This window comes from Amycolatopsis keratiniphila, from assembly GCF_000400635.2.
In the GTDB taxonomy this organism is placed as follows: Bacteria; Actinomycetota; Actinomycetes; order Mycobacteriales; family Pseudonocardiaceae; genus Amycolatopsis; species Amycolatopsis keratiniphila.
Window position 1 is genome coordinate 3,588,874 of the sequence record NC_021252.1, and the last position, 24,785, is coordinate 3,613,658.

Consider the following 24,785-nt stretch of genomic DNA (forward strand, 5'->3'; position numbering starts at 1 on the left):
GGTAGATACGCCTTGGCGATGGCGTTGCCGACGCTCGGCAACGCCGCCACCCGCGGGTAGGCCATGACAGCGGGAGGTAGGTGGGCTGGAACTTGGCCGCGAAGGCCAGGAGCAACCGGAAGCCGTAGACGACGTCGAGCAGTCGTTGCGGGAGCACGGTCCGCTCGTCCCGGTCGAGCCGGGCGAGTGGTGCGCCCGACAAACCGGGGAACGCGTCCGGGCCGCGGCGCATGAAGTCCAGTGTCCAGGCCACGATCCGCCCTTCGTCGCGGACCGAGAGCCGGCTCGTGACGCCGTGGGCATTCGCCAGGTCGAGCGGTCGATCGGGGTGCGCACGGTGGAACAACTCCGTTTTCTGGTCACTGGCCCGCCGACCGGCGGGGTGAACGACCCTTCGGTGTCCATTGTGGACGTCCGCGAAGAGTCCACAATGGTCAAAGCAGGTGGGTAAGCTGCCCTCCGGCATCGAACACAGCCAGATACTCGCGACTCGCGAAGCGCGGTCACATGAATTCGTTACTGCTCATGATCGCGGTCGCCATCGCGATCCGTTCGTTCCCGCCTCACGGCTGGACCGGTGGAACCTCGGCGCACCGGTCGTCATGGTCACCGCGGGCGTCGTGATCGGCCTCGTCAACGAGAGCTCCATCGCGATCGCGCTCAACACCGAAGCCATTGCGTCGCTGTGCTGCTGGTGCCGCTGCTGACCTACACCGCCACCGTCGCCATCGATGGCAACGGTTTCGTCGCCTCGTTCGTCTGTGGTGTCACATTCCGCTATGTTCACCGGCTGGCCAAGGCCAGGCAGATCCATCGTTCTCCGGCAGGGCGTGACCTGGTTCGCGCCGGTGCGTTGGACGAGGACTTCCGCCTGCTGGAAGACTTCACCTCGTTGTTGACGATGACCCTGTGGTTCGTCGTGGGCGTCAGCGCCGTTCTGGCGTTCTCGGCCGGACTCCCGTGGCAGGTCGCGCTGTTCTGTTTCGCGGCGATCACCGTGATCCGCATCATTCCCGTCCAGCTCTCCCTCGCCGGATCGGCGCTGAGCCACCGCGAACGACTGCAGGTCGGGCTACTCGGGCCACGCGGCACCTCGTCTTCGGGCTCCTCGTCTTCAATCGCCTCCCCGAGGGGCCGGTCGCCGACACCATCCTGCTCATCACCGTCACCCTGGTCCTGGGCAGCGTGGTATTGCACGGCATCGGTGCCGGCCCTGCCGTGAAGTGGCTGACGCCCGCGAAGCCGGCTCGTCGCTGAAATCGCGTGCTGGCTACGGCGCTGGGTCAGCTGGGTGCTCGAATCCCGGTCGCCGGTCGCTCCTGGCCTGCCGCCCACGACGCCAGCAGGGCCAGACCGTCCGCGGTCGCCGTACCGGCGGGTGCGGTGTAGACGGTCAGGAGCAGACCGGGCTCGGCAGGCAGTTCCATCGACTCGACGTCCAGGTCGAGCCGGCCCACCACCGGATGGTGCAGACGCTTGCGTCCGGACCGGTGGAGCTGAACGTCCTGGGAAGCCCACCGCTGCCGGAACAGTTCACTGCGCGTCGACAACTCACCGACCAGTGCGAACAGCTCTTCGTCGTGTGGATTGCGGCCGGCTTCCATGCGTAGCTTCGCGGCCACGTCACGGACGATTCGGTCATAGTCGACAAAGAACGTTTTCGCCGTCTCGGGATCCAGATACACGAACCGCGCGGTGTTCGCCGGCCGTCGCGTGTCGGCCAGCACCGGTAGATACAGCGCGCGGGCAAGGCGATTCGTGGCCAGCACGTCGTAGCGGCCGTTGCAGATCCACGCCGGCGCGTCGGTGACGGCGTCGAGCACCTGTTGAAGCGCCGGGCGCACCGTCATGGCGGCTCGCCGTCGGCGTGGGCCGCCGGGCGTCCCGGACCGCCGGGCCAGGTGGAACAGGTGATCGCGCTCGGCCTCGTCAAGGTGCAAAGCAGCGGCCAAGGAGTCGAGCACCCCGTCGGAGGCCCCGGCGAGGCTGCCGCGCTCCATGCGCACGTAGTAGTCGACCGATACTCCAGCCAGTAGAGCCACCTCTTCGCGACGCAGACCTTTGACCCGGCGGTTGCCGCCGTAGGCGGGCAGCCCGGCCCGCTCGGGCGTGATCCGCGCGCGACGCGAGCTCAGGAATTCCTTGATCTCGGTGCGCAGGTCGATCGTGGTCACCCTTTCACTCTAGGTCCCTGACGCGGTCGTGGCGGTGCCGCCGTCGACCGGGACGATGGTGCCCGTCAGGTAAGACCCGGCCCGGCCGGCGAGGAACACGGCGACGCCTGCCATGTCGTCGTCGCGGCCGAGCCGGCGCAGAGGTGTCTTCGCCGCGATCGTGTCGCCGATGGCCTCGATCGTGGCCGACATCATCTGCGACGGGAACACTCCCGGGGCTATCGCGTTCACCGTGACGTGCTGTGGGCCCAGTTCCCTGGCCAGCACCCTGGTGAGTTGATGGAGTGCGGCTTTGCTGCTGGCGTACGAGTAGTTGGGCGCCTCGGCGACGTGGATGGCGGCGATACTGCCGATGTTGATGATCCGCGCGGGATCCTCGGCGGTGCCCGCCCTGCGCAGTGCGGGCAGCAGCGCCTGTATCAGCCAGAACGGCGACTTGAGGTTGAGGTCGATCACCGCGTCCCATGCCTCGGCGGGGAACGTCTCCAGCGGCTCGCGCCACATCGCTCCGGCGTTGTTGACGAGGATGTCCAGGCGTTCCGAGCCGGCCTCGACGAGATCGGCGAGGCGCCGGCACTCGTCGTACCTGGACAGGTCGGCGGGGATCGCTCGAATGTCGCCGAATCCGGACAGCAGATGTTCTGCCTCCGCGCACGCGTCCGCCTTGCGTGAGCTGACGACGACGCGGGCGCCCGCCTGCAGAAGGCCGCGCGCGATCATCATCCCTATGCCTCGGGTACCGCCAGTGACAAGTGCGTACTTACCGCTCAGATCGAAAAGTCCTGAATGAGTGGTGAACTGGTTGCCCGCCATGGGTCTTCGTCCGTTCTGTCGTGTGAAGCCGACTAGAACAGGCTGACAGGCGTGCTGGGCGTCTGTGAGTCCCTGGCGATACAGGTACCGCGAGTGCCCCCTTGTCCTCTACCTCGGAGGCCGGCGGTTCCCCACGTCGGGCGACCGCCGGCCGTTCCGTCAGGGCCGGAGCCAGGGCCCGGTCATCGCGGCGAGAAGGCTGTGCTGCGGATCGTCGGCACCCAGCTCCCACATCATCATGCCCGCCAGGCGGTTGCGTTTCGCGAACAGCGAGCGGTCCTGGATGGACCGCGGGTTCTCGTAGCTCACCCAGATCTTCTTTTCCGGGTTCCAGAGGTACGGCGAGCGCACGATCGGGTCCCAGCCCTTGCGGAACCCGGGGTCACCGGCCCACTCCGGGCCCATGAGGACCTTGTAGTCGAGGAACTGCATGGCCGTGTACGGCTGGTAGAGGCCGTCGTTGGCGGTCGAAGTGACGGTGAACGCCCGGCCGTAGAAAGGAACGCCGAGGACGATCTTCTCGCGCGGGACACCGTGGTCGGTCATGTACTTCAGCGCGCCGACGTTGTTGTTGTACTCGTCGTTCGGATCACCGGGCCGCTTGACCAGCGGGTCGTTGAAACAGGAGAACTTCGAGTAGCCCGTGCAGAAGTCGTAGGTCATCAGGTTGAAGATGTCGACGAGCCTGCCGACTTCACGCAGGTCGAAACTGTTGGACGCGTCGTAGGGCGCGCCGCCGGTTCCGGTGCCGTCGTCCTGGACACGGCCCGCGGGGATGTCCGCGGACAGCTTCATGGCGCGGGCAGGTCTGCCGTGTTCGCGGGCATAGCGCTGCAGTTGTGCCCGGAACTCCTTGAGCAGCAAGGTGAAGTTCGCGCGGTCGGCAGGCGAGTTGCCGATACTGGGCAGCCCTCCGGAGACCGGGAACTCCCAGTCGACGTCGAATCCGTCGACCAGCCCGGCCGGGAACGCGCTCAGCCATTTGTCCACACAGGACTTGACAAAGGCGTGCCGGGATTCCGCGGTCGCGGCGCCGGCACCGAAACCCGGGGCGGCCCAACCGCCGATGGAGACCAGCACGGTCAGGCCGGGGTGCTCACGTTTCACCGCCGCGAGGCTCTCGATGTCCTTGCGCTGCTTGGCGTCCGGGGTGCTGCACCGGCCGCCCGCCGGAGAGGCGAACCAGTAGCTGATGGTGTTCAGCATTTCCCAGGGGACCTGGTCGGCGGGCGGCGTGCCACCCCAGAACGCCTCCAGGACCGGCCGATCCGGTGGCGGGGCGGCCTCGATCTCCGGTGTCCCGGAGGCAGGTGAGGCGGGGAGCAGGGCGAGGACCGCGGCGAGGCACAGTCCGAGCCGCAAGGTCAGTTTCTTCGGTCGCATGGAAGACCCTTCCTAGTGGGGATGTGTCGGAAAAGGACGATCACGGCGGCAGTCGTGCACGATTCGAGCGGTTTGCCCGGTCCCGCTGGCGGGTCGTGAGTGATTTGGGTCGTTCTAACCCTCATTAACACTCACGACCCCGTCTGGGAACGGACATAAAGGTATCAATTGGACGCCTGATCGACGTGATTTGTCCGTTGTGGACAGTCGGGCGAACGTCCAGCGGCACGCCATCTTTGACTTTCCTCTCAATAACCCGAATCGCTACACGCGACCCGCTCGCAAATCGATGCGAACCAACGACTCAGGGCACTAGCGGGGAGGTGTACGAGTGGTGGCGACCAGGCCGGCCCGCGCGGCGGCGACGCCCGCCTGGAACCGGCTCTCCGCCGCGAGTTCCTGCATCATCGCCGAGATGTGCCTGCGCAACGTCCGTTCGGACAGCCCGACCCGGCGCGCGATCACCTCGTCCTTGAGGCCGGCGGCGAGCAGGTCCAGCACCCGGGACTTGACGACGTCGAGGGTGCCGTCGTAACCGGCCCGGCCGGGATCGAAATCGGTGCCGGATTCCCAGCCCCGGTCGTGCGTCCCGGCGAGGAACCGCGCGATCACCGCCCCGTGCACCATCGCGACGGCCTGGTCGCCATCGAGTCCCGCCCGGAGGAACGCGACCTCGCGGTCGAACACGGCGAATCGGTCGAAGATCTCGTCCGAGGTCCGCACCCGGCCGCCGAGGGAGGCGACGTTGCACAGGAACGACCGGGTCGCCGCGTCCGCGCGGGCCGCGTGCGGATACAGCACCCGGACGCGGATCCCTCGCCGCAGCGCGTCCAGGACGAGCGGCCGCAGATGCCGCGCTTCGGGCGGCTCGTGCGCCACGCAGGACTGCATCATCAACACCTCGGACTTGCAGCCGTTCGCCGTTTCGACGAGCCGTAGCTCGGTTTCGCGCGGATCACGCGAGACCTGGATCGGCGAGTGGCGCGGGTTCGCCCGTTCCGCGCGGCCGAAGGCGTCGGCGAACGAATGCAGTTGCCGCCGCCGGGCCAGCAGCAGGCTGCGCTGGTCGTGGATCGCCCGTTCCAGTGGCAGCAGCAGTTCGGTCCGCGCGCAATCGGGACTGACCGCGACGACCTCGCCGTCCCGGGTCTCCCGGATCAGCCGCAGCCGCCGCAGGAGGCCGAACGCGCGGTCCACCTCGGCCGCCGGGACATCGAGCCGGGCCGCGATGTCCGCGGGCCCGTCGCCGTCGAGGATCCGTTCGTAGACCTCGACGGCGAACTCGTCGGCCTCTATCCGGTCACTGAGCACTTCGCAGATCCCTGATCGAGCGGACCGCGAGCAGCAGCACGGTACAGGCGAGCCCGAGCACGGTCGCGAGGATCATCAGCGGCCGTGCGCCGAAAAGGCCCGCCATCGGCCCGGCGAGCGACCTGCCCAGCACCAGCGCGAGCAGCGAACCCGAGACGTCGTAGGCGTAGACCCGGTTCAGGAGTTCCGCGGGGATCTGGGTCTGGACCGTGGTGGACCACAGGACACCCCAGTAGGCGAGGCCGAAACCGGCCAGCGTCCAGCCGGCGACGAGCAAGGCGACCGGAAGTCCCACCGCGGGCGTGATCGGGTACAGCGCGAACAACGCCCAGCCGATCGCGCCGGACAGCAGCGGACGGCCCGGGCGGACGCGCATGGCGACCGCGCCGCCCGCGACCCCGCCCGCGCCGAAGGCGGCCATCCCGATGCCCAGCGCGGTCGACCCGTAGTCCGAGACGACCAGGTCCGCACCGACCGGCAGGGACACGCCCGCCACGAAACAGCCGTACACCAAGTGGATCGCGATCACGCCCCAGAGCCAGCCGCGGGCGGCGAACTCCCGCCAGCCTTCCACCAGCTGACGCCAGAACGACGGTTCACTGTCCTCAGTGGACTTCACCGGCGTGAGCCGCAGGGCGAACAGGCAGACGGCACTGATCCCGTACGTCGCGGCGTAGATCCCGAACACGGTCCCGGTTCCGGCGACGGCGACCAGCACACCGGCGAGCGCCGGGCCGAGCACGCCCGAGATTGCCTCGGAGATCCGCAGGATGCCGTTCGCGCCCTGGACGTCCTCCGCGACCTGAGGGACCATGCTCGCCACCCCGGGCTGGAACAACGCGGTGGCGGCACCGCTGAGGAACTGCAGGACGACGATCGCCGGCAGCGACGGCGTTCCGACGGCGAAGGCGACCGCCATCCCGCCCTGGACGACCAGCCGGACGAGGTCCGCGATGATCATCATCCGGCGCGGCGTGAACCGGTCCGCGAGCACGCCGCCGAACAGCATGAACAGCGCGAGCGCGCCCATCCACGCGCCGAGGGCGTAGCCGACCCCGTCGATCCCGTGACCCGCCGCCAGCACGGCGATCGAGAGTGCGACGGGCAGCATCGCGTCGCCCAGCATCGATCCGCTGCGCGCGGTGAGGTAGAGCTTGAAGTTGCCGGACCAGAGCCGTCCGGCGGCCGGTTTTCCCTCACCGGTCAGGGTTTCCGTGTCGTGACTCATACCGGCAGCTCCCGCCCGCTCGCGGAGTCGATGGCCGTGGCCGTCCAGGCGCCCGGATCCAGCGGATCGGCGGGAGGTTCGGCGCAGATCACGTAGTGGTGCGGCGCCAGCGCGGTCGGCCGTCCCGGCAGCGCGGCCAGTACTCCGGCGTGCAGGTCCGCGGGCGTCGCCGGGCCGGTCAGGTGACACACCAGCCGGTGACCCAGGACGTCGTCGGGTTCCGCGGTCACCAGATGCGGCCGGTCACCGAGGACGTCGGAGACCAATTCCCGGACGGCGTCGAGCTCGACCCAGCACGAGTCCGAGAGGTACCAGCCTTCCCCGCGTTCGATGGGCGCGAGCGTGGTGAGCGAATGCAGTTCCTTCAACGGAAGATCCGCCTCGGCCGCCGCTCGCAGCAACGCCAGGAGACCGCGGCCGAACTCGGTCACCTCGGAGGTGCCGAGACAGCCGGGGTCGACCCACAGCGTCAGATCCAGTTCCGTGTCGAGGCGGTACAGGCAGCCGAAGAAGCGGGTCGGGATGTCCTCCTGCGGCAGCAACTCCAGCGTGCCACCGATTTCGGGGTCGTCTTCGACGTCCGGTCCGCCCGGCAGCCACACCGACGGCAGCCTGCCGTACGCGGCACGAGGCGGCTCGCCGACCGCGGCGTCGCCCAGCGCGCTCATGTCGTTGAACACGAGGTCCCTGGCGAAGGAGAAGCCCCGTTCGTGGGTGACGCGGGTGATCACTTCCCAGATGGCGTCGGCTTCGAACCAGCTGTGCCGGTACGCGGGCACCGAAGCGGCGCGGACGGCGTGGACCAGTTCGTCGAACGTCTCCGGGATGCTGACCGGGAGCAGCGCGTCCTGCGCCATCGAACCGAAGAAGCGGCGCAACTGCTTGAGCACCCGGTTACCGGACAAGGACGTCGTCACGCAGGTGGATTGCGCGGTCCAATGCGCGATCAGCGCGTTGAGCGCGGCGAGGGCGATGGCGGAAGGGCTCGCGCTGGTCCGCTCGGCGATCGCCGCGATATGGCCCATCGCGGCCCGTGAACGGACTCGAAGCCCTGGCCGGAGGAAGCCGGTTCCGGTGGCGGGTATGGGGAACATCGCCTGCGGAACCGTGCGCAGCTTGCTTTCCCAGTAGCGCGTCGCCGCTTGGCCCAGCCGCTGCACCGCGGGCGTCTTCTCGAGTTCGACGACGTCGAGAGGCTGCGGCGAGTCGTCCGCGGGAAGCTCGCGCCCGGCGGCCAGCTCGGTCCATTCGCCGAGGAGGAGTTCGCAGGTGGCGACGTCCATCGCGGCGTGGCTCACCACCCAGACGAGCCGGCGCGGGACGGCGTCTTCGGTCACCACGGCGAGCCGCAGCGGCAGTTCCGCGGTCAGATCGAAGACCCGGGATCGCAGGGCGCGCGCGGTGGCCTCGGCCGTCCGGAGGACGTCGCCGTCGCTCTCGACGACCTCGACCTCCACCTCGCCTTCCGCGAGCACGTGCTGGAGCGTCCGGTCGCCGAACGAGTACGTCGTCCGCAGCGACTCGTGGCGTTCGAGCAGCACCCGGATCCAGGTGCCGATCTGGTCCATTGGCGCTCCGGGCACGTCGAACACCATCGCTAGGTTGAGCCGCGTCGGATCGTCGTCGAGGGTGATGGCGCGGACGATGTTCGCGTGGCCGAACGCCAGCGGGCCGGAGCGCGCCGTCTTGCCGGTGAAACGGACCTGGAACCTGCTCATTTCGTCACCTCGTGGGTCGGGCGGGTCAGGGGAGCGGCGGTGGTCTCGAACCGGCAGAAGGCGACGGTCGCGTCGTCGTGGTGTTTCCCGGCGAAGTGGCCCGGCGCGGTACGGAGTTCGGCGCGGCGGGTCTCGTGGACGACGGCGGCCGGGCCGTCGAGCTCGGCGACGTCGAGCAGCCGGCGCCAGGTCCACCCGTAGCGTTCGACGAGCCGGTACGCGCCGTCGGTGAGGAGCGCGGCGCGCCGCAGTCGCGAGAGTTCCACGGTGCCGGTGCGGGCCTGGGCGGCGGCGGCCGGATCGCTGCCCGCGACCCAGAACCCGCCGGGCGCGTTGCGCAAGGGCCGGACCTCCTGCCAGGACAGGTGCAGCAGCCGGTCGATCCGATCGTCGATGACGGCCTCGACGGTGCCGTCGAGCCGTTCGAGCACCACCGCCGAATCGCTGAGCACCAGGTAGTCGGCGAATCCGTCCCGTTCGCGCAGGATCGCCACGGTCGCGGTCGGACCGCAGGGGTTGCCGAGATCGCAGGTGCCGGAATGGGCGTCGCGGACCGACTCGATGGCCGCGCGGAGGACGGCGCGCAGATCTTCGGCGGGACGTTCGACGAGGAGCCGGTCCAGCGCGGTCCCGAGCCTCGCCACCAGCCAGCGGACGTCGTGCACGCAGCCGGTCTCGGCGCCCGGTTCCGCCGTCGCGCCGTCGATGACCAGCGCGTGACACCGGCCCGACAGCACCAGATCCTCGTTGACCAGGCCGTCACCCGGCTGGGAGAGACGATCGACTTTCATGCTTCTTCCTTTTCGTAGGCGAGCCACTGGGCGAGTGCGCGGATGCCTTGATCGAGTTCCGTCGCCGGTTCGTCGGCGACGAGGTGCGGGGCGGAAGGGCCGTGCGGCGACGACGGCCAGCTGACCGGAACCCGCCGGACGGTCCGGGCGACCGCGTCGGCCAGTTCCCGGCTGGTCAGCGGGGACGGCGTCGCGACGGTCCGCCGCGGCGCGGGCTGGTGCAGCAGGTGGTGCACGGCGAGCGCGATGTCCCGGATGTAGGCGGGCCGGTGGGTCGCCCCCGCCGGGACGTCGGCCTGGATCGGTTGTGCCAGCAGGGCTTGCCGGGTGAACGTCTCCAGGACCGAGTAGCCCTCGATCCCGGGCCCGTACGGCGAACCGGTCCGCAGGACGCTGGTGCCCGGCGTGGCGGCGGGGACGGGTGCGCCGGGAGGACAGACCTGGACCACGTGCCGCGCCGTCACGGGCGGGAGCGTGGAACCGGGTTCGGCGACGTGGACCACGGCGTCGACGGCCGGCCCGTCGCTTCCGGCCACGACCTCGTAGCCGCGATCGGCCAGATGACGCGCGATCTCCCGGCCGAGCGGGCGGTGGGTGGTGGTGACGAGGACGCGTTCTCGCCGGGGCGCGGGCGAACGTCGTGCTCTGGCACCGGCCTCGTGGCCGAGCCGGGCCAGTTCGGACATGGCGGGCCGCAGCGTCCGGAGCGTGGAAGCGCCGACGGTGGTGCACACACCGCCCGCGCCGATCGTGCCCAACGCGAGGGAGCCGACCCGGTCGAGGCGACGGCGGGTCCCGAGTGCGCCGAGGAGGTAGGCCGTGGTCCAGAGTCCTTCGACGGCTTCTTCGTCGAGATGCCGTTCCAGCTCGGCGAGAGCGCCGAACACCGACCCGGTGACTTCGAGCCGTTGCTTCTGGCAGGCGTCGAAATCCCAGCCCGCCCGGCCGAAGTACCGCTCGGCGTCGATGGTCGTGCGTCTTCCGCCGTCACGGACGACGCATTGGGCGATCCCGTGCTTGAAGAACGGGATGACGTCGGGATCGAGCGGGCCCGCGCCGAGTGACCAGTCGTCGCCGGGCGGGGCGGCGAAACAGGCCGACCGCCGCGAGCCGTGGGAGTCGTTGCGGAGGACGCTGGGTTCGTCCGCGTGCTCGACGAGATTCGGCGCGACCAGGAGCACCGGCACCCCGGCCGAGCGCAGGTACCGGGACATGACGACGTCGTCGGGCCAGGTCGAGCCGTGCGCTTCGGCGAAATCCGCGAAACCGGCCGCGATCTCCGCGGGCAGGGCCAGCGCGACGGTCGGGGTGTACTCATGGGTCGCGGTGACCCACCTCTCCCCGGCCAGCGCGGCGATCCGCACGGCGGCGCCGTTGCGGGAGTTCCAGTTGGTGTAGAAGGCGATCGCGGCATCGGGCGCGGCCGCGACGGCGGCCCGGGCGTGGTCGAAGAAGCCGTCGGCGATGACGGCGTCGTCCTGGAGGACCAGGTGGTGGGTCGTGCCTTCGGCGATCGCGGACCAGGCCCGGATCGCGGTGCGCAGGGCGGTCGGCGGTCCGGCTGGCTCCGGATCGGCGACCGGTCGCAGCGCCCCGGCGGGCGCGGCGGCCAGCAGGCGGCCGGTGCGGCCCGGCCGCCGCGGATGGGTCATGATGGCACCGGTGAGCACTATGTCGTGGCAGGGAGTCGGAGTGGTCACGTGGCTGGTCCAATCAGGACGAGAATGCGAGACGATCCGGAACGGAATCTAGGTCGGTCCCGGCGGGCGCCACCAGAATTTGGCCGAAAGCGGACTCGGCGACCGGGGAAAGAGACCTCGATCGGCGGCGCCGGCAATGATCAATCCACAATGGACGAAGAATGCGGCCGGTACCGGACAACCGCTTCAGTCGAGTGCGCCGGCGGGCAGCCACCCGCATTCCGCCGCCCGGAACCCGAGTTCGAACCGGCTCCTCGCGCCGACTCGGGCCATGAGGACGTTCACGTACCGCCGAACGGTCCTCGCGGATACGCCCAGCCGGTTCGCGACCGCTTCATCGGTCATCCCGTCGACCAGGCAGCGCAGGATCGCCTGTTCGAACTCGTCCGGCCGAGCGGACGTCAGCTCCCAGGGCGTGGCCTCCTCCCAGCGAGGGTCGAAGGCGTCGGCGAGGGCACTGATCAACGTCGGTGTGGTCACCATGAGCAAGCTTCCGGCGTCGTCGCCACCCGAAGGGACCAGTGCCAGTCTGCGGTCTATCAAAAGGGATTCTTCGATCGCCCGATCGGTGACCTTGACCCGGAGCCCGTGCCGCACCGCCTCGATGAGCTCGCCGCGCGTGTGCTCCGCCGGTGTCGTGCACAGCAGCCGCACCCGGACGTGCCGAGGGAAGGCGCCGCGGCGCGCGGCCTCGGTGACGGTGCCGCCGAACCACGGCGAACCGCCCGTCGCGGTGGTCAGCACTTCCCGTCTCGCGGTGGAAACCAGATCGAGTACGGTCGACAGGCTCGTTCCATCGGTCGGGTTCGGAGCGGATGACGCAGACACTGACCTTGCCCCCAGGCGTGTTCGTCCTACACGGTCGCACTTTGTTTTCCCGGCGGTTGAATTCTTGTTCCGAAGCATGCGGAGAGCCGGTATAAATTTGGTATGGACCACTAATCGGAAAGATCGCGAAGGCTCCGCGATTATTCCGGCGAGGTGAGTGGGGGGTCATATGGAGTTCACGATTCTCGGGCCGCTCGGTGTCCGCGACGGAAATACCGAACTCGAGCTGGGCGCGCCGAAAGTCCGCCGTCTGCTGGCGCTGCTGCTGCATCGCGCCGGCGAGGTGGTCCCGGTGAGCGCGCTGGTCGACGGCCTGTGGGCGGGCCGCCCGCCACGCACCGCAGCGAAGAACCTCCAGCTCTACGTCCTCCAGCTCCGCCGCGCGCTGGCGGATCCGGATCGCGTGGTGCACCGCAGACCCGGCTATCTGCTGGTGGTGAATCCCGGTGAACTGGACGTGCGGCGGTTCGAGGATCTCGCCGACCAGGCGCGCACGGCACACGAGCGGCGGAACGCGGTCGTCGCCGGAAGTCTCGCGCGGCAGGCGCTCGCGGTCTGGCAGGGCCCTCCGTTCGGCGGGCTGGCCGACAGCAGCACCGCGCTCCAGGTCGAGGCGGACCGGCTGCAGGAACGACGGCTGGTCGTGCTGGAGCAACGCATCGACGCGGATCTGACGCTCGGCAGACATGTGGACGTCGTCGCCGAACTCACCGAGCTGGTCTGGGAACATCCGCTGCGGGAACGTTTCCATGCTCAGCTCATGCTCGCGCTCTACCGGTCGCGGCGCCAGGCCGAAGCGCTCGAGGTCTACCGCCGGGCACGTGCCCTGCTCACCGGCGAGCTCGGTCTCGAACCGGGTGCCGAGCTGACCGATCTCGCCCAGGCCATCCTGCGCACCGATCCGGCACTGGACCTGTCCGCCGCCGGACAGGCGGTTTCCGCCGGGCCGAGGCAGCTGCCCGCCGCGGTGCCGACGTTCACCGGCCGCACCGTGCAGCTGCGCCGGATCGACGCACTGGTCGCCGGCGGCGCACCGGTGGTGGTCGTCAGCGGCACCGCGGGGGTGGGCAAGACCGCGCTGGCCCTGCAATGGGCACACGGAGCGCTCGACCGGTTCCCCGACGGCCAGCTCTACCTGAATCTGCACGGCTACGCGCGGTCGGCCACGGTGACCGCGGCCGAAGCGCTGGTCCGGCTCGTGCGCTCGCTGGGTGTCCCGCCCGACCGGATACCGGTGGACCCCGACGAACTGGCCGCGCTCTACCGGTCCGAGCTCGCGGGCAAACGGATACTCGTGGTGCTCGACAACGCGGGCACGGCCGATCAGGTTCGGCCGCTGCTGCCCGGCCGTCCCGGCAGTCTCGTCGTGGTGACCGGCAGGCAGGAACTGCCAGGGCTCGTCGTCCTGCACGACGCCGGTGCCGTCCGGCTCGACCTGCTGACCGAAGAGGAGGGGCTCAAGCTGCTCGCCAGGATCGTCGGCGCGCAGCGGGTCAAGGAGGAACGGCGGGCGGCGGCGACGCTGGTCCGGTTGTGCGCCGGGCTGCCGCTCGCGTTGCGGATCGCGGCCGCGGACATCGGCATCGGCCGGGACCGGCCGATCGGCGCCGTGGTCGACGGGTTGCGCGCCGACCGGCTGGACCGGCTCGGGATCGACGGCGACCCGTCGACCGCGGTCCGCGCCGCGTTCGAGCTCTCGTACCGGCGGCTCGGTCCGGTCGCCCAGGGCTTGTTCCGGTTGCTCGGCGTGGTCCAGGTGCCGGATTTCACCGCGCGGTCGATAGCCGTGCTCGCCGGGCAGGCCCCCGGTGACACGTCCGAGGCTCTCGCCGAACTGGAGCGTGCTCATCTCGTCGCCCGGGGCGCCGACGGCCGGTACCAGTGCCACGACCTGCTCCGGCTGTACGCGACCGAACGCGCGCGGGCCGAGGACGACGCGGCGGGACGCGACGCGGCCAGGCTCCGGCTTTTCGGCTGGTATCTCGCGACGGTGACCGCCGCGGTCACGCGGATCACACCGCAGATCCTCCGGCTTCGTGAAGGAGCCGAATTCGGCGAGACCGACGTCGTCTTCGATGACGACGCCGAGGCGCTGGAGTGGCTCGAAGCGGAACGTGCCTGCCTCATGGCCATCGTCCACGACGCCGCCGCGCACGGCCCGCACCGGATCGTCTGGTTACTGGCGGACGCCCTTCGCGGCTTCTTCTGGCTCAGAAGGCATTCCGTGGACTGGATCACCGTCGCGAAGGCAGGGCTCGCCGCGGCGGTCGCGGACGGTGAACCGCGCGGCCGGATCGCCGCCCGGCAAAGCCTCGCGCAGGTGTACCGCGGGCTGGGCGACTACGCGGCCGCCGTCACGCACTACACCAGGGCGCTGGAGCTGGCGACCAGCGAACGGTGGCCGGAAGCGGAAGCCGCCGCGCGCGGCAATCTCGCCGGAGTCCACTGGGAGCTCGGTGCGCTCGACGAGGCCGTCGCCGAACTGGATCGCGCGATCGAACTGAACAGCCGGATGGGCTGGGAAGCGGGACTTTCGGCCAACCTGCACAACATCGGGACCCTGCTGCGGGAGCTGGGCAAACCGCAGGAAGCCATTCGGCGGCTGGCCCAGGCCCTTTCACTGATCGAACGCAACGGCAATCGCGACGGCGCCGCGCATGTGTACACCACGCTCGGCGAGGTCTATCTCGACCTCGGCAGGCTGACCGACGCGCGCGAGTCGCTGTCGAAGGGTGTTTCCCTGCACCGGGAGAACGGCGCTCGTTACGGCGAGGCGACCGCACTCTGCTCGCTGGCGGCGTTGTGCGCCGAGACCGGGGACTTCACCGAAGCGGCCGAGCACGCCGAGGCGATGCTGGAACTGGCCCGGGAGACAGGTGATCGCCGGGCCGAGGCGAACGCGCTCGCGGCGCTGGCCGAACTCGGCGGCCGGACCGAGTTGCCCATGGCTCCCGAGGTCTTGGCCGGACAGGCCGTCGAACTCGCGCACAAGATCCACTACACCCGCGCGGAGATCGTCAGCCTGCTGGCGCTGGCCGAGGTGTGTCGTCGTGGCGGGCGGCTCGACGACGCCGTCACGCATGCGGGCGCGGCCGCGGAACTGGCCGCACGGCGGGACTTCCGGCTCCTCGCGGCCCGGGCGCAGACGGTGCTGGCCACCAGCCGGCTGGACCGCGGCGACCGGAAACAGGCGGCCGAATGCGCCGAGCGGGCGCTGACCCTGCATCGCCGCACCGGCAACCGCGTCGGCGAGGGACACGCGCTCGCCGTCCTCGGCGAAGTCACCGCGAAACGGGATCCCGGCGCCGGGCAAGGACTTCTGCGGAAGGCGCACGACATCCTCGCCGACTGCGGTTCGGTCGAACGATTCCGGGTGGCGAACCTGCTCGCGACCTGAGTGTCAGGCCGTCCCCAGCGCGACCGCGATCACGAGCCCTCTCTCGCAGGAAATGGAGACGTCGACCCGCTCGATGCCCAGCGCGCGGGCCCGTTCGGCCGCCGCGCCACGCAACTCCACCGACGTCGCGCCCGCTCCGGACCGCCGGATCACGATCTGGGCGGGCGGGACCGAACCGGACAGACAGGTCCTGAGCATCTTCAGCACCGCCTCCTTCGCGGCGAACCGGCAAGCGAGGCAGACGCTGCCCGCCGTCGCGAGTTCGTCGATTTCCTCCTGGGAGAACAGGAACTTCAGGAACCAGCCGCGCCGCGCGAGCAGGTCGAGTTCGGCCACGCGCAGCGCGTCCACTCCGACGAGCGTGGTCATACGTTCCCGGTCCCTTCGCACCTCGCGCCGGTCGCCCGGTCGAGTGGGTCGTGAGTGGCGATTCGGGTTAGAACACGAATCGCCACTCACGACCCCCTGCAGCCGACGCCAGGCGTCCTCGCCATGCGGCCACCCTAGGTCGCCATCACGCCGGCGAACCAGGGTGCTGTCCGGTGTCGGCCAGACCGCTTGCGGACGTTGAATCGCGTGGATTCCTTGCCGTAGCGTCGAATCGAGTCCGGAAGAACGGAGGAGACCTTCGTGGCCAGTGACATCAGCGACATCATCGACGCGGACGAACGGTTTCGCGGCCTGCTCGATCGCCTCTCGTCGAAGTCGATCGACGACTACTACAACCCGTATCAGATGTTCGAGTGGCCGGACAGCCTGCCCGAACGGATGTGGTGGATGAGCCCCGAGCTCACCACCACGCACGGCACCGAGTTCGCCACGACGCTGAGCGAAGACCAGCTCTTCGCTCTGTCGCGGTTCGAAAGCATCAACTTCTACAGCCTCAACGTGCACGGCATCCGCGAGCTGCTCATCGAGGTCGTCGCGCGTATCCACACGGCGGGCTTCGAGACGCCGTCGGAGTTCTTCCACCACTTCATCGGCGAAGAGAACGAGCACATGTGGTTCTTCGCCGAGTTCTGCCTGCGCTACGGCGACAAGATTTATCGCGCACCGGGGGCCGGCGTCACCATCCCGCCCGCGTCCTCGTCCAAAGTGGAGAGTCTGCTGGTGTTCGCGAGGATCCTGATCTTCGAGGAACTGGTGGACCACTACAACTCGCTGATGGCGCGGGACGAACGTCTGCACGAGACGATCCGCGCGATCAACCGCATCCACCATCAGGACGAATCGCGGCATATCGCGTTCGGCCGGGAGCTGGTGGAGCATCTCTACAGCGACCTCAAGAAGACGGCGACCGAAGAGGAGCTCGCCGAGGTCTCGGCCTATCTCCGGCGGTATCTCACCTACAGTTTCGAGTCGCTGTACAACCCGCAGGTCTATCGCGACGCCGGCATCGAGAACCCGCTGGAACTCCGGCGTGCGCTGCTCGACGCCCCCACCCGGCCCGCCACCGAGCAGCAGGTGTTCCGCAAGACCTTGAAGTACCTGGAGCGAACGGGGATCCTCCGATGACCCGCACCACCGGAGTGGACGGCGCCGAAGCGCTGGCGATCCTCGGTCCCGACGAGACCGCCCTCGTCCAGGAACTCGACCGGACCTTCCTCGGCTGGGCAGGCGCCGCCGGGGCACGGGAGATCAGCCCGCCGCCGCTGTACCCGGTCACCGACCTGGAGAAGTTCGACGTCTACGCGAACTTCCCGCATCTGGCGTTCGTGGCCGGTCCGCTGGATCTGGCCGGCCGGGAGGGAAAGCCGGTCGACGGGCGGTTCGCCGGCGGCGACTTGCAGGACGGCCGTTACGGTCTGCCGCACGCGACCTGTTACGGGGCTTACCTTTTCTACGAGGGCACGAAGGTGTCCGAGACGGAGATCGTCACGCTCGTGAACCGCTGTTTCCGCAGCGAAGACCACTACAGCGGATTGCGGCGGCTGGCGAGTTTCCAGATGCGCGAGATCGTCGCGCTCGGCTCGTTCGAGCACACCCAGGAGGTCGTTTCCCGCTTCACCGAAAGGATCCTGGCGTTCTCCGGCGAACTCGGACTCGGCCTGGAAAAGGAGGCCGCGATCGATCCGTTCTTCAAGAACGACGGCGCCCGCGCGCTCCTGCAGAAGCTGAGCCCGGTCAAATACGAGTTCCAGCACGGCACCCTCGCGATCGCCTCGGTCAACACCCACCGGAACTTCTTCGGCGAACGGTGCGACATCCGCTTCGGTGACGGCAAGGAGTTCGCCTACACCAGTTGTGTGGCGTTCGGCCTGGAGCGCTGGCTCGCCGTGCTGACCGAGGTCCACCACGGCGATCTCCCGGCGGCGCTGGCGGCCGTCCGAGCGGCGGCGGGCCGGGCCGGGTGACCATGCCCGCGAGACGGATCGGCATCGACGTCGTCCCGCTCAGCCGCGTGCGCGAGCTCGTCGCCCAGGACGCGGAATCCGCGTTGCGGCGCATGCTCTCCGCCGCCGAACTGCTGAGTTCGTCCACTCCGGACGGTCCGGACCTGGCCGGAATCGCGGGACGCCTTGCTGCCAAGGAAGCGGTGTTCAAACTCTTCCACGTCGGTGGGCAGCCCGTCCCCTGGCTCTCGACCGAAGTGCTCAAGAGCGACGGCGGCTGGCCGGTGGTCCGGCTCACCGGCCGCGCCGCGCGGCTGGCCAGGGAAGCCGGGCTCGGCGAGATCGAAATCAGCATCACCCACGACGACGCGTACGCCATCGCGGTCGCGGTGTCCGCCGCGGACTGAGAAGGAACCAACCTCGAAGGAGAAGACATGCCCGCCCCCGGTATCGAAAAGGTCAGTGACTGGATCCTCGGCAAGCACCCGGAACGCACCGAGCTGGCGTTCGACGAGGACCTGATCGAAAGCCGCTTGGTCGACTCGCTGTCGTTCGTCGAACTGGTCTACGTGATCGAGGACGCGAGCGGCGTCGAGGTCGACTTCGACAACATCGACATCGCGGACTTCAAAACCCTGTCGGCCATCGAGAAGGCGTTCTTCGCCGGAGCGGGAGTCAGCTGATGCACGCCGTTTCCTATACCGCGCAGTGGATGGCGGCGGCCCGCTCGCTCGAGTCCGAGCGCGAGGACGCGCTGTACGTCGACCCGCTGGCGAGCGCCCTCGCGGCGCCGGACGGGTTCCGGCTGATCGAGCGCTACGCCGGTGGCGGGCTGCTGCCGTTCATCAGCATCCGGACCAGGTTCCTCGACGACGCGATCGGCGAGCTGCGGGCGGATCCCACCATCCGCCAGGTCGTGCTGATCGCGGCGGGGATGGACACCAGGGCGTTCCGGCTGGACTGGCCCGAGGACACCGTCGTCTTCGAGGTCGACCACGAACCGCTGCTGGTGGAGAAGCAGCGGCGGCTGACCGAACTGGGCGCCGAGCCGCGGGTCGATCGCCGGTGCGTACCCGCCGACCTGACCCGTGAATGGCTGCCGGAACTGGAGAAGGCGGGCTTCGACCCGGCCCGCCCGACGTTGTGGGTGGCCGAGGCGCTGACCTTCTTCCTGACCGAGGAACAGGCGGGCGGTCTGCTGGAGACGCTGGGTTCGGTGTCGGCGCCGGGAAGCAGGCTGGCGCTGGACATCCTCGGCCGTGCCCTGCTGCGCAGCCCGTTCTCGAAGCCGTTCCTCGACCGGCTGGCCGACGACGGGACACCGTGGATCTTCGGCACCGACGAGCCGGCGGAGTTCCTGCTGGCCCACGGCTGGAAGGTCGACGAGATCAAGGAGCCCGGCCAGCCCGGCGCGGGCGAGGGCCGCTGGCCGTACGAGGTACAGCCGCCGGAACGCCGCGGCGCCAACCGGCTCTGGCTGTTGCAGGCCGAGTACTTGGAGGGCTGATGGGCGCGACCACACTGGAACGCGTCGAATCGTTCGTACCCGAGCGCAGCGTCCGCATCGAGGAACTCGGCGAGCACCTCGGGCTGCGCCGGGCGGAACTCGGCGTGTTCCGGAAGTTCTACGGCCTCGACACCCTCCGGTTCGATCCCGGGATGGACCTGTTCGACCTGCTGTTGCCCGCCGCGAAGCGGGCGCTCGCGGCGCTGCCCGCCGGCCGGAGGATCGACAGGCTGGTGTTCGCGCATACGACCCAGGCGCTCGCGCCGGCCGACGTCGAGATCGCCCAGGAGCTCGCGCGGCGGCTGGGACTGGTGGACGTCGAGGCGTTCGCGTTGTCCCACCAGGCGTGTGTGAGCAGTCTGGGTGCCATCGACGTCGCGGCCGAGTTGCTGCGGGCCGAGGGCGAGACCGGCGGTTACGCGCTGATGGTGACCGGCGAGCGGGCGTTCTCGCCGATCGTGCAGCTGATCCCCAACACCGCGATCATGGCGGACGCGGCCTCGGCGTGCCTGCTGACGGTGGACGGCGACGGCGACGTCGTGCATTCCTTCGTCACGAAGACACTGGGGCAGTACGCGGAATGGCTGGCGCTGACCCCGGAGCAGAACACCGAATTCGGCGAGCTCTACGGCCCGCGGCTGGCCGAGGTGATCCTGGAGGCGGTGGCCGAGGCGGGATGCGGGTTCGACGACATCGATCTGGTGATCCCGCACAACGTCAACGCCCTCGCCTGGCGGCAGACGGTGAAGGCGCTGGAGGCACCGTCGGAGAAGTTCTTCCTGGAGAACATCCCCAAACTCAGCCATTGCTTCTCGTCGGACGTGTTCCTGAACTACACGACCTTGCGGGAGAACGGCAGGCTCGTCGACGGCGCCCGCTACGTGCTCGTGACGGTCGGTCTCGGTGCGACGTTCGGCGCCATGGTGATCACCCATCGGACGCGGGGGAGCGGGACGTGACGGCCCGCGACGAGGTGGTGGCGGCGATCGGGGCCGCGCTCGGGGACGTCCTGGAACGGGAGATCACCGGGCTGACCGAGGACACGCGGCTGTTCGACGACCTGCGGCTGGACTCGTCGAAGGTGCTGGAACTGCTGATGCTGGTGGAGATGGCCGTCGACATCACGGTGGATCCGGACGACCTCGACATCGATCGCCTTCGTACCGTCCGTTCGTTCGCCGACTACGTCGAATCCAGGCAGGCCATCGGGGAAGGAGTGTCATGAGCGGTGAACCGACCCTGCGCGGCACGAGCGCGGTGATCTCCCCGCCGGGGCCCGGCTACCGGGAGGACGCGGCGGTCTCGAGGTTCCTCGCGGATCTCGTCGAACCGTTCGGGTCCAAAGTGGACGAAGAACGCTGGCAACGCGGCGCGCACGTCTCGCACAAGGCGCTGACCGACCGGTTGCTGGAAGCCGAGGGCGTGCGTACGAGTCGCCCGCAGCTGATCATCGTGACCCACGCCCTGCCCGACGTCCTCCCGTTCACCGCCGTGGCGCCGTATCTCGCCGACCGGCTCGACGTCACGGCGACCACGTTCTCCGTGGCACAGCAGGGTTTGGCCGCGCCCTTCACGGCCTTGCGCATCGTGGCGGCGTATCAGCGGTCAGGACGGTGCGACGAGGCTGTCATCGCGGTACTGGAGCAGACGACGCTCCCGACCCCGCATCCGCTCGTCGATGACGGCGGGCTGGTCGACTCGGGTGCGGCGCTGGTCCTCGGCACCGGGCCGGGGCCACGGCTGGCGTCGGTGTCGTCCGGCGGGACGGTGGGGGAGTTGCTTCGACCCCATCGTGAGCCCGGCACGCTCGTGGTCCTCGGCCCGTGGGTGACGGAAGCCGTCGAGGCGGGGGACGTCCACCGGGTCGCGCCGGGCTCGTACTGCACCAGTGTGTGGCTGGCCCTGGCGGGAAACTGGCCGGCGTGGCAGGAGACGTACCGGAAGGTCGTGCTCTGCGACACCGACCCGGTGAGCGGCCGCAGTCACGCCGCGGTCTTCACCTGCCCGGCCGGGTAGCCCCATGCGGATCGGGGCCGACCTGCTGTACGTCGGCGAACTGGACCGGCTGCTGGCACGGCTGTGGTTCCGTGCCTACGTTTACGCCGAGTCCGAACTCGCCACCGCGGCCGGTTTCGGCCCCGATCGATGCCGGGAGTTCCTGGCGGGCCGGTTCGCCGCGAAGGAAGCCGTCGCGAAGGCGATCGGCACCGGGTTCGCCGACGGCGTCACTCCGCGCCAGATCGCCGTGGAACGAGCCGATTCCGGAGCGGCCCTGGTGATGCTCACCGGCGCGGCGGCCGCGAGAGCCGCCGCGCTCGGCGTCGTGGACGTACAGGTCTCGATCACGCACAAGGTGGATTTGGTCCTGGCGGTCGCGCTCGCGGTGTAGACAAGATCACCGTGCGGTGCGGGGCCAGGTCCAGGCGGACCGCAGGATGAGGGCGAGAACGATCAGTTCCAGTGCGACGCCGAGACCGTAGAAGTACCTCCAGGACTCGCCCACCGCGTTGAACGCCGCGAAGGGGATCTGGACCGAGGCCACGATGAGGTTCGTGGTGCGATTCGCCCGGGCGGGCAGGGCCATCGACAGCACGACCATGAGGATCGGGATCGCCATGAGCGTGAGGAAGACGGCGAACAACGTCTGGCTGATGTCGAACTCGAAGACGACGCCGGCCTCGATGTCTTTGATGACGCCGGGTTTGTAGAAGGCGAGAATGTCCACATAGGCGTACAGGAGCACCAGGCTCGTCCACGCCGCGGCGAGTTTGGCTCTCACCGGGATCCGGTGCTCGTCCAGTGCGGTCGTGGTGGGTTGAGGTGTTCTCATCGTGGGCTCCGTTGTCGTGGTGAGGACTGGTGGGCCAACGATCGCTGAGCCCGGCGGCGCGCACATCGTCGTCGAAGCCGGACCCGCCCCGGCCGTGGGGATGAGCGGCGTCTCGTTCTTTCGGTCGGTCCCCAGCGCCTCGGCGGTCCCTAGGCTGGGTGCGTGACCATGAACGCCCTGCGCTCGCTGTGGGCCGAGCCGCGCGCCACGGACGCCCCCGGACGGATGCCGCGCGACTGGATGCTGGTCGGGGCGTTGATGGTGGCGGCACTGCTCGAGGGAGTCCTCCGGGACGACGTCGCCTGGCGGCCGTTCGCGACGATCGTGGCGGTCGGACTCGTGCCGGTGCTGCTGTGGCGGCGTACCCACCCGTTGGCCTGTGTCGTGGTGGCCTTCGGCACCGCGATGGCGTTGGGGCTGGCGAGCCTTCTTCGCCCGAGCGTGGGTCTCGACACGATGATCTACGTCCTGGTGCTCGTCTACGCGCTGGTGCGCTGGGGCTCGGGGCGCGAGATGGTGATCGGGCTGGCGGTGGTGGCGGTCGCCGCGGGAATCGGCATGGTCCCCGACCACGTCGGGCCGACCGAGGTCTTCGGCGGGTTCGCCATCCTCGCGGCGGCAGCGGCGGGGGGAGCGGCGTTCCGCTACCGCGCCGAAAGCCGGCGCCGGGAGTTGGACCAGATCCGCGGCCAGGAGCGGGTCGGTCTCGCGCGCGAGTTGCACGACATCGTCGCCCACCACGTCTCGGCGATCGCCGTGCAGGCGCAGGCGGGCCGGGCGATGGCCGGTCAGCGGCCTGCGGCGGCACTCGAAGTGCTGGCGACGATCGAAGAGGAAGCCTCGCGGACGCTCACGGAGATGCGGGCGATGGTCCGCGTGCTGCGCGACGGAGCGCCGGCGGGATACGCCTCCCAACCCGGCGTCGCCGACCTGGTGTCCCTCGCCAGAAGCGCCCCGGTCCCCGTCGTCGACGTGGAGTTGCCGGAAGACCTGGACGGACTTCCGCCCCAGATCGACGCGGCGGTCTACCGGCTGGCGCAAGAGGCGCTGACCAACGCCCTGCGGCACGCCCGCGACGCCTCGCGGGTGCGGATCCGGGTCGTGGACGGCGCGGGAACGTTGCGGCTACGCGTGACCGACGACGGACGGATCGACCCGAAACGGCCGGTGAACCACGGCTTCGGGCTGCTCGGGATGACCGAGCGGGTGCAACTGCTCGGCGGCACGCTGCGGGCCGGCCCGGCGCCCGAGGGCGGGTGGACGGTCGACGCCGAACTGCCGACCAAGGTACGCCGATGACGGTGCGCGTGCTGGTGGCCGACGACCAAGATCTGGTGCGCACCGGCCTGTCGATGATCCTTGCCGCGCAGCCCGGCATCGAGGTCGTCGGCCAGGCCGCCGACGGCCACGCCGCCGTCGAGCTGGCGCACCGGCTCCGCCCCGACGTGTGCCTGGTGGACATCCAGATGCCCGGGCTCGACGGCATCGAGGTGACCAAGCTCCTCGCGGGGCGGGGCGTCCCGGACCCGATCGCGGTAGTCGTGATCACGACTTTCGACCTCGACGAGTACGTCCACGGCGCGCTCCGGGCCGGCGCCCGAGGCTTTCTGCTCAAGGACGCCGGGACGGACCTGCTCGTCCAGGCCGTCCATGCCGCCGCCGTCGGCGATGCCCTGATCGCGCCGAACATCACCCGGCGGCTGCTGGCCACGCTCGCCGCCAGGGAACCGTCGAGCCGGCGGACCCAACCGGTCGAGTCGCTCACCGACCGCGAGGAGGAGGTCCTGATGCTGGTCGCCCGCGGCCGTACGAACGCCGAGATCGCCGCCGAGCTCTTCATCGGCCTGACGACCGCCAAGACCCACGTCGCCAGTCTGCTGACCAAAATCGGCGCCCGGAACAGGGTCGAGATCGCGATGTGGGCATACGACACCGGCCGGGTGGGGGACTGAAGGGGTTCCGTCTGCGCCGTCCTTACCTCGTCGGGTGGGCGCCGCCGTTGACACCGAAAGTCTGCCCGGTGATGTGCCGGGCGCCGGCGGAAGCGAGGAAGTACACCGTTTCGGCGATGTCGGCGGGAATCCCGGCGCGGCCGGTGCTGGTCGCGCCGATCAGCTGCTCGGCCCGCTCGGCGGGGAGCTTGTCGCGGAAGAACTCGGTCTCGCGGATGTAGCCCGGCGAAACCACGTTCGCGGTGATCTTGCGGGCCCCGAGCTGCTTGGCGAGGTCGACGTTCCACGACGCGAGTCCCGCCTTGGCCGCGCCGTACGATCCGGCGCCCTGATCCGCGGCGATGGACCCGATGTGGATCACCGATCCGCCTTCGACCAACTTGTCCTGGACAGCGGTGGTGGTCAGCACCGCGCTGATCAGATTGGCGTCCAGGTTGGCCCGCCAGTGTGCGAGGACCCCGGCGAGCCCGTCCTGCTCGGGGAGGTCGAAGTCGGTGTTGCCGCCCGCGTTGTTGACCAGTACGTCGATCGGCCCGTCCAGCGCGTCCAGCGCGGCGGTCACCTGTTCTGGATCGGTGCCGTCACAGACGAGCGGCCGGACCGACGGGCCGAGGTCGGCCGCCGCCGAGACCAGTACGTCCTTGCGACGGCCGGTGATGTGCACGACGGCGTCGGACGCCGCGAATCTCGCCGCCACGGCCCTGCCGATGCCGGTGCCCCCGCCGGTGACCAGGATCGTCCGGGTCATCTAGCCTCCTCCGTGTTCGCTGGTCCTACTCACGTTTAGGCCTAAATGATAGGCTGTGCGTCGTGCAGCCGA

At 69.5% G+C, this 24,785-nt stretch carries 27 protein-coding genes; 15 read left to right on the forward strand and 12 right to left on the reverse strand.

The features are described from left to right. The first annotated feature begins 295 nt into the window (after nucleotides 1–295). From AORI_RS83655 to AORI_RS82185, 3 genes are read left to right on the forward strand one after another with little or no spacing between them, the layout of a single operon-like run. Nucleotides 296–451, forward strand: a complete 156-nt coding sequence (locus AORI_RS83655; protein ID WP_158509127.1) for a hypothetical protein — start codon at nucleotides 296–298, stop codon at nucleotides 449–451. Continuing rightward, complete coding sequence (locus AORI_RS84300) at nucleotides 444–707, forward strand: hypothetical protein (protein ID WP_228688364.1); 264 nt, start codon at nucleotides 444–446, stop codon at nucleotides 705–707. Before AORI_RS83655 ends, AORI_RS84300 begins: the two co-directional genes overlap by 8 nt. After that, nucleotides 686–1,222 carry a cation:proton antiporter domain-containing protein gene (locus tag AORI_RS82185; protein WP_016333648.1) on the forward strand — a complete coding sequence of 179 codons (537 nt, stop codon included), beginning with the start codon at nucleotides 686–688 and terminating at the stop codon, nucleotides 1,220–1,222. The genes AORI_RS84300 and AORI_RS82185 overlap by 22 nt, the downstream gene beginning before the upstream one ends. Before the next feature lie 61 nt (nucleotides 1,223–1,283). On the opposite strand, the gene AORI_RS57455 is transcribed toward AORI_RS82185, so the two are convergent. The 9 genes from AORI_RS57455 to AORI_RS57495 form a co-directional block, all read right to left on the reverse strand. Further along, nucleotides 1,284–2,174 (reverse strand): helix-turn-helix transcriptional regulator, encoded by an 891-nt coding sequence (locus AORI_RS57455; protein ID WP_016333649.1) that lies wholly within the window; start codon nucleotides 2,172–2,174, stop codon nucleotides 1,284–1,286. Nucleotides 2,175–2,183: 9 nt separating this feature from the next. Further along, nucleotides 2,184–2,987 (reverse strand): SDR family oxidoreductase, encoded by an 804-nt coding sequence (locus tag AORI_RS57460; protein ID WP_016333650.1) that lies wholly within the window; start codon nucleotides 2,985–2,987, stop codon nucleotides 2,184–2,186. Between the two features lie 159 nt (nucleotides 2,988–3,146). After that, the gene (locus tag AORI_RS57465) at nucleotides 3,147–4,370 is read right to left on the reverse strand and encodes a glycoside hydrolase family 18 protein (RefSeq protein WP_016333651.1); all 1,224 of its coding nucleotides are present in this window, start codon (nucleotides 4,368–4,370) and stop codon (nucleotides 3,147–3,149) included. Between the two features lie 312 nt (nucleotides 4,371–4,682). After that, on the reverse strand, nucleotides 4,683–5,681 hold the full coding sequence (locus tag AORI_RS57470; protein ID WP_016333652.1) for a helix-turn-helix domain-containing protein: 999 nt from the start codon (nucleotides 5,679–5,681) through the stop codon (nucleotides 4,683–4,685). After that, a complete protein-coding gene (locus AORI_RS57475) occupies nucleotides 5,671–6,909 on the reverse strand; it encodes an MFS transporter (protein WP_016333653.1) in 1,239 nt (412 codons plus the stop codon). Before AORI_RS57475 ends, AORI_RS57470 begins: the two co-directional genes overlap by 11 nt. Next, nucleotides 6,906–8,627 (reverse strand): condensation domain-containing protein, encoded by a 1,722-nt coding sequence (locus AORI_RS57480; protein ID WP_016333654.1) that lies wholly within the window; start codon nucleotides 8,625–8,627, stop codon nucleotides 6,906–6,908. Before AORI_RS57480 ends, AORI_RS57475 begins: the two co-directional genes overlap by 4 nt. Continuing rightward, complete coding sequence (locus AORI_RS57485) at nucleotides 8,624–9,418, reverse strand: protein phosphatase 2C domain-containing protein (protein WP_016333655.1); 795 nt, start codon at nucleotides 9,416–9,418, stop codon at nucleotides 8,624–8,626. Before AORI_RS57485 ends, AORI_RS57480 begins: the two co-directional genes overlap by 4 nt. Then, the gene (locus AORI_RS82420) at nucleotides 9,415–11,118 is read right to left on the reverse strand and encodes an NAD-dependent epimerase/dehydratase family protein (protein WP_123798397.1); all 1,704 of its coding nucleotides are present in this window, start codon (nucleotides 11,116–11,118) and stop codon (nucleotides 9,415–9,417) included. Before AORI_RS82420 ends, AORI_RS57485 begins: the two co-directional genes overlap by 4 nt. A gap of 186 nt (nucleotides 11,119–11,304) precedes the next feature. After that, on the reverse strand, nucleotides 11,305–11,862 hold the full coding sequence (locus AORI_RS57495; RefSeq protein ID WP_051552893.1) for a response regulator transcription factor: 558 nt from the start codon (nucleotides 11,860–11,862) through the stop codon (nucleotides 11,305–11,307). Nucleotides 11,863–12,115: 253 nt separating this feature from the next. On the opposite strand from AORI_RS57495, the gene AORI_RS57500 reads away from it, so the two are divergent. Next, entirely contained in the window at nucleotides 12,116–15,343 is a 3,228-nt protein-coding gene (locus AORI_RS57500) for an AfsR/SARP family transcriptional regulator (protein WP_016333658.1), read from the forward strand. 3 nt (nucleotides 15,344–15,346) lie between these two features. Here the strand turns inward: AORI_RS57500 and AORI_RS57505 are convergent, their stop codons facing one another. Then, complete coding sequence (locus AORI_RS57505) at nucleotides 15,347–15,712, reverse strand: 4'-phosphopantetheinyl transferase superfamily protein (RefSeq protein ID WP_016333659.1); 366 nt, start codon at nucleotides 15,710–15,712, stop codon at nucleotides 15,347–15,349. Between the two features lie 261 nt (nucleotides 15,713–15,973). Between AORI_RS57505 and AORI_RS57510 the strand changes: the two genes are divergently transcribed. From AORI_RS57510 to AORI_RS57550, 9 genes are read left to right on the forward strand one after another with little or no spacing between them, the layout of a single operon-like run. Further along, entirely contained in the window at nucleotides 15,974–16,858 is an 885-nt protein-coding gene (locus AORI_RS57510) for a diiron oxygenase (protein ID WP_016333660.1), read from the forward strand. Further along, nucleotides 16,855–17,697, forward strand: a complete 843-nt coding sequence (locus AORI_RS57515) for a class-II aminoacyl-tRNA synthetase family protein (RefSeq protein WP_016333661.1) — start codon at nucleotides 16,855–16,857, stop codon at nucleotides 17,695–17,697. The genes AORI_RS57510 and AORI_RS57515 overlap by 4 nt, the downstream gene beginning before the upstream one ends. A 2-nt stretch (nucleotides 17,698–17,699) precedes the next feature. After that, nucleotides 17,700–18,083: a holo-ACP synthase gene (locus AORI_RS57520; protein WP_043848072.1), complete on the forward strand. Its 384-nt coding sequence runs from the start codon at nucleotides 17,700–17,702 to the stop codon at nucleotides 18,081–18,083. A 27-nt stretch (nucleotides 18,084–18,110) separates the two neighbouring features. Beyond that, on the forward strand, nucleotides 18,111–18,359 hold the full coding sequence (locus AORI_RS57525; protein ID WP_016333663.1) for a phosphopantetheine-binding protein: 249 nt from the start codon (nucleotides 18,111–18,113) through the stop codon (nucleotides 18,357–18,359). Then, nucleotides 18,359–19,183: an SAM-dependent methyltransferase gene (locus AORI_RS57530; RefSeq protein ID WP_016333664.1), complete on the forward strand. Its 825-nt coding sequence runs from the start codon at nucleotides 18,359–18,361 to the stop codon at nucleotides 19,181–19,183. The genes AORI_RS57525 and AORI_RS57530 overlap by 1 nt, the downstream gene beginning before the upstream one ends. Next, nucleotides 19,183–20,142 (forward strand): 3-oxoacyl-ACP synthase III family protein, encoded by a 960-nt coding sequence (locus AORI_RS57535; RefSeq protein ID WP_016333665.1) that lies wholly within the window; start codon nucleotides 19,183–19,185, stop codon nucleotides 20,140–20,142. Before AORI_RS57530 ends, AORI_RS57535 begins: the two co-directional genes overlap by 1 nt. After that, nucleotides 20,139–20,408, forward strand: coding sequence for an acyl carrier protein (locus AORI_RS57540; RefSeq protein ID WP_016333666.1), 270 nt, complete (start codon nucleotides 20,139–20,141; stop codon nucleotides 20,406–20,408). Before AORI_RS57535 ends, AORI_RS57540 begins: the two co-directional genes overlap by 4 nt. Beyond that, entirely contained in the window at nucleotides 20,405–21,199 is a 795-nt protein-coding gene (locus tag AORI_RS57545; RefSeq protein ID WP_016333667.1) for a hypothetical protein, read from the forward strand. The genes AORI_RS57540 and AORI_RS57545 overlap by 4 nt, the downstream gene beginning before the upstream one ends. 4 nt (nucleotides 21,200–21,203) lie before the next feature. Further along, complete coding sequence (locus AORI_RS57550) at nucleotides 21,204–21,572, forward strand: holo-ACP synthase (RefSeq protein WP_016333668.1); 369 nt, start codon at nucleotides 21,204–21,206, stop codon at nucleotides 21,570–21,572. Nucleotides 21,573–21,578: 6 nt separating this feature from the next. Here the strand turns inward: AORI_RS57550 and AORI_RS57555 are convergent, their stop codons facing one another. Continuing rightward, nucleotides 21,579–22,013 (reverse strand): DUF6326 family protein, encoded by a 435-nt coding sequence (locus AORI_RS57555; protein WP_016333669.1) that lies wholly within the window; start codon nucleotides 22,011–22,013, stop codon nucleotides 21,579–21,581. A gap of 162 nt (nucleotides 22,014–22,175) precedes the next feature. Here AORI_RS57555 and AORI_RS57560 point away from each other — a divergent pair, with 162 nt between their 5' ends. Beyond that, complete coding sequence (locus tag AORI_RS57560) at nucleotides 22,176–23,312, forward strand: sensor histidine kinase (protein WP_016333670.1); 1,137 nt, start codon at nucleotides 22,176–22,178, stop codon at nucleotides 23,310–23,312. Continuing rightward, nucleotides 23,309–23,965 (forward strand): response regulator, encoded by a 657-nt coding sequence (locus AORI_RS57565; RefSeq protein WP_016333671.1) that lies wholly within the window; start codon nucleotides 23,309–23,311, stop codon nucleotides 23,963–23,965. Before AORI_RS57560 ends, AORI_RS57565 begins: the two co-directional genes overlap by 4 nt. Nucleotides 23,966–23,987: 22 nt before the next feature. Here AORI_RS57565 and AORI_RS57570 read toward each other — a convergent pair whose 3' ends face one another. Further along, nucleotides 23,988–24,713, reverse strand: a complete 726-nt coding sequence (locus AORI_RS57570) for an SDR family NAD(P)-dependent oxidoreductase (RefSeq protein WP_016333672.1) — start codon at nucleotides 24,711–24,713, stop codon at nucleotides 23,988–23,990. Between the last annotated feature and the right edge of the window lie 72 nt (nucleotides 24,714–24,785).

Excerpts from the sequence above, each read along its gene's own strand:
- AORI_RS57520 (WP_043848072.1), top strand. The coding sequence starts at position 17,700 with ATGCCCGCGAGACGGATCGGCATCGACGTCGTCCCGCTCAGCCGCGTG.
- AORI_RS57530 (WP_016333664.1), top strand. The coding sequence starts at position 18,359 with ATGCACGCCGTTTCCTATACCGCGCAGTGGATGGCGGCGGCCCGCTCG.
- AORI_RS57480 (WP_016333654.1), bottom strand. The coding sequence starts at position 8,627 with ATGAGCAGGTTCCAGGTCCGTTTCACCGGCAAGACGGCGCGCTCCGGC.
- AORI_RS57550 (WP_016333668.1), top strand. The coding sequence starts at position 21,204 with ATGCGGATCGGGGCCGACCTGCTGTACGTCGGCGAACTGGACCGGCTG.
- AORI_RS57505 (WP_016333659.1), bottom strand. The coding sequence starts at position 15,712 with ATGACCACGCTCGTCGGAGTGGACGCGCTGCGCGTGGCCGAACTCGAC.
- AORI_RS57555 (WP_016333669.1), bottom strand. The coding sequence starts at position 22,013 with ATGAGAACACCTCAACCCACCACGACCGCACTGGACGAGCACCGGATC.
- AORI_RS57535 (WP_016333665.1), top strand. The coding sequence starts at position 19,183 with ATGGGCGCGACCACACTGGAACGCGTCGAATCGTTCGTACCCGAGCGC.
- AORI_RS57485 (WP_016333655.1), bottom strand. The coding sequence starts at position 9,418 with ATGAAAGTCGATCGTCTCTCCCAGCCGGGTGACGGCCTGGTCAACGAG.
- AORI_RS57565 (WP_016333671.1), top strand. The coding sequence starts at position 23,309 with ATGACGGTGCGCGTGCTGGTGGCCGACGACCAAGATCTGGTGCGCACC.
- AORI_RS57515 (WP_016333661.1), top strand. The coding sequence starts at position 16,855 with ATGACCCGCACCACCGGAGTGGACGGCGCCGAAGCGCTGGCGATCCTC.
- AORI_RS57570 (WP_016333672.1), bottom strand. The coding sequence starts at position 24,713 with ATGACCCGGACGATCCTGGTCACCGGCGGGGGCACCGGCATCGGCAGG.
- AORI_RS57500 (WP_016333658.1), top strand. The coding sequence starts at position 12,116 with ATGGAGTTCACGATTCTCGGGCCGCTCGGTGTCCGCGACGGAAATACC.
- AORI_RS57545 (WP_016333667.1), top strand. The coding sequence starts at position 20,405 with ATGAGCGGTGAACCGACCCTGCGCGGCACGAGCGCGGTGATCTCCCCG.
- AORI_RS57475 (WP_016333653.1), bottom strand. The coding sequence starts at position 6,909 with ATGAGTCACGACACGGAAACCCTGACCGGTGAGGGAAAACCGGCCGCC.
- AORI_RS57525 (WP_016333663.1), top strand. The coding sequence starts at position 18,111 with ATGCCCGCCCCCGGTATCGAAAAGGTCAGTGACTGGATCCTCGGCAAG.
- AORI_RS57460 (WP_016333650.1), bottom strand. The coding sequence starts at position 2,987 with ATGGCGGGCAACCAGTTCACCACTCATTCAGGACTTTTCGATCTGAGC.
- AORI_RS57465 (WP_016333651.1), bottom strand. The coding sequence starts at position 4,370 with ATGCGACCGAAGAAACTGACCTTGCGGCTCGGACTGTGCCTCGCCGCG.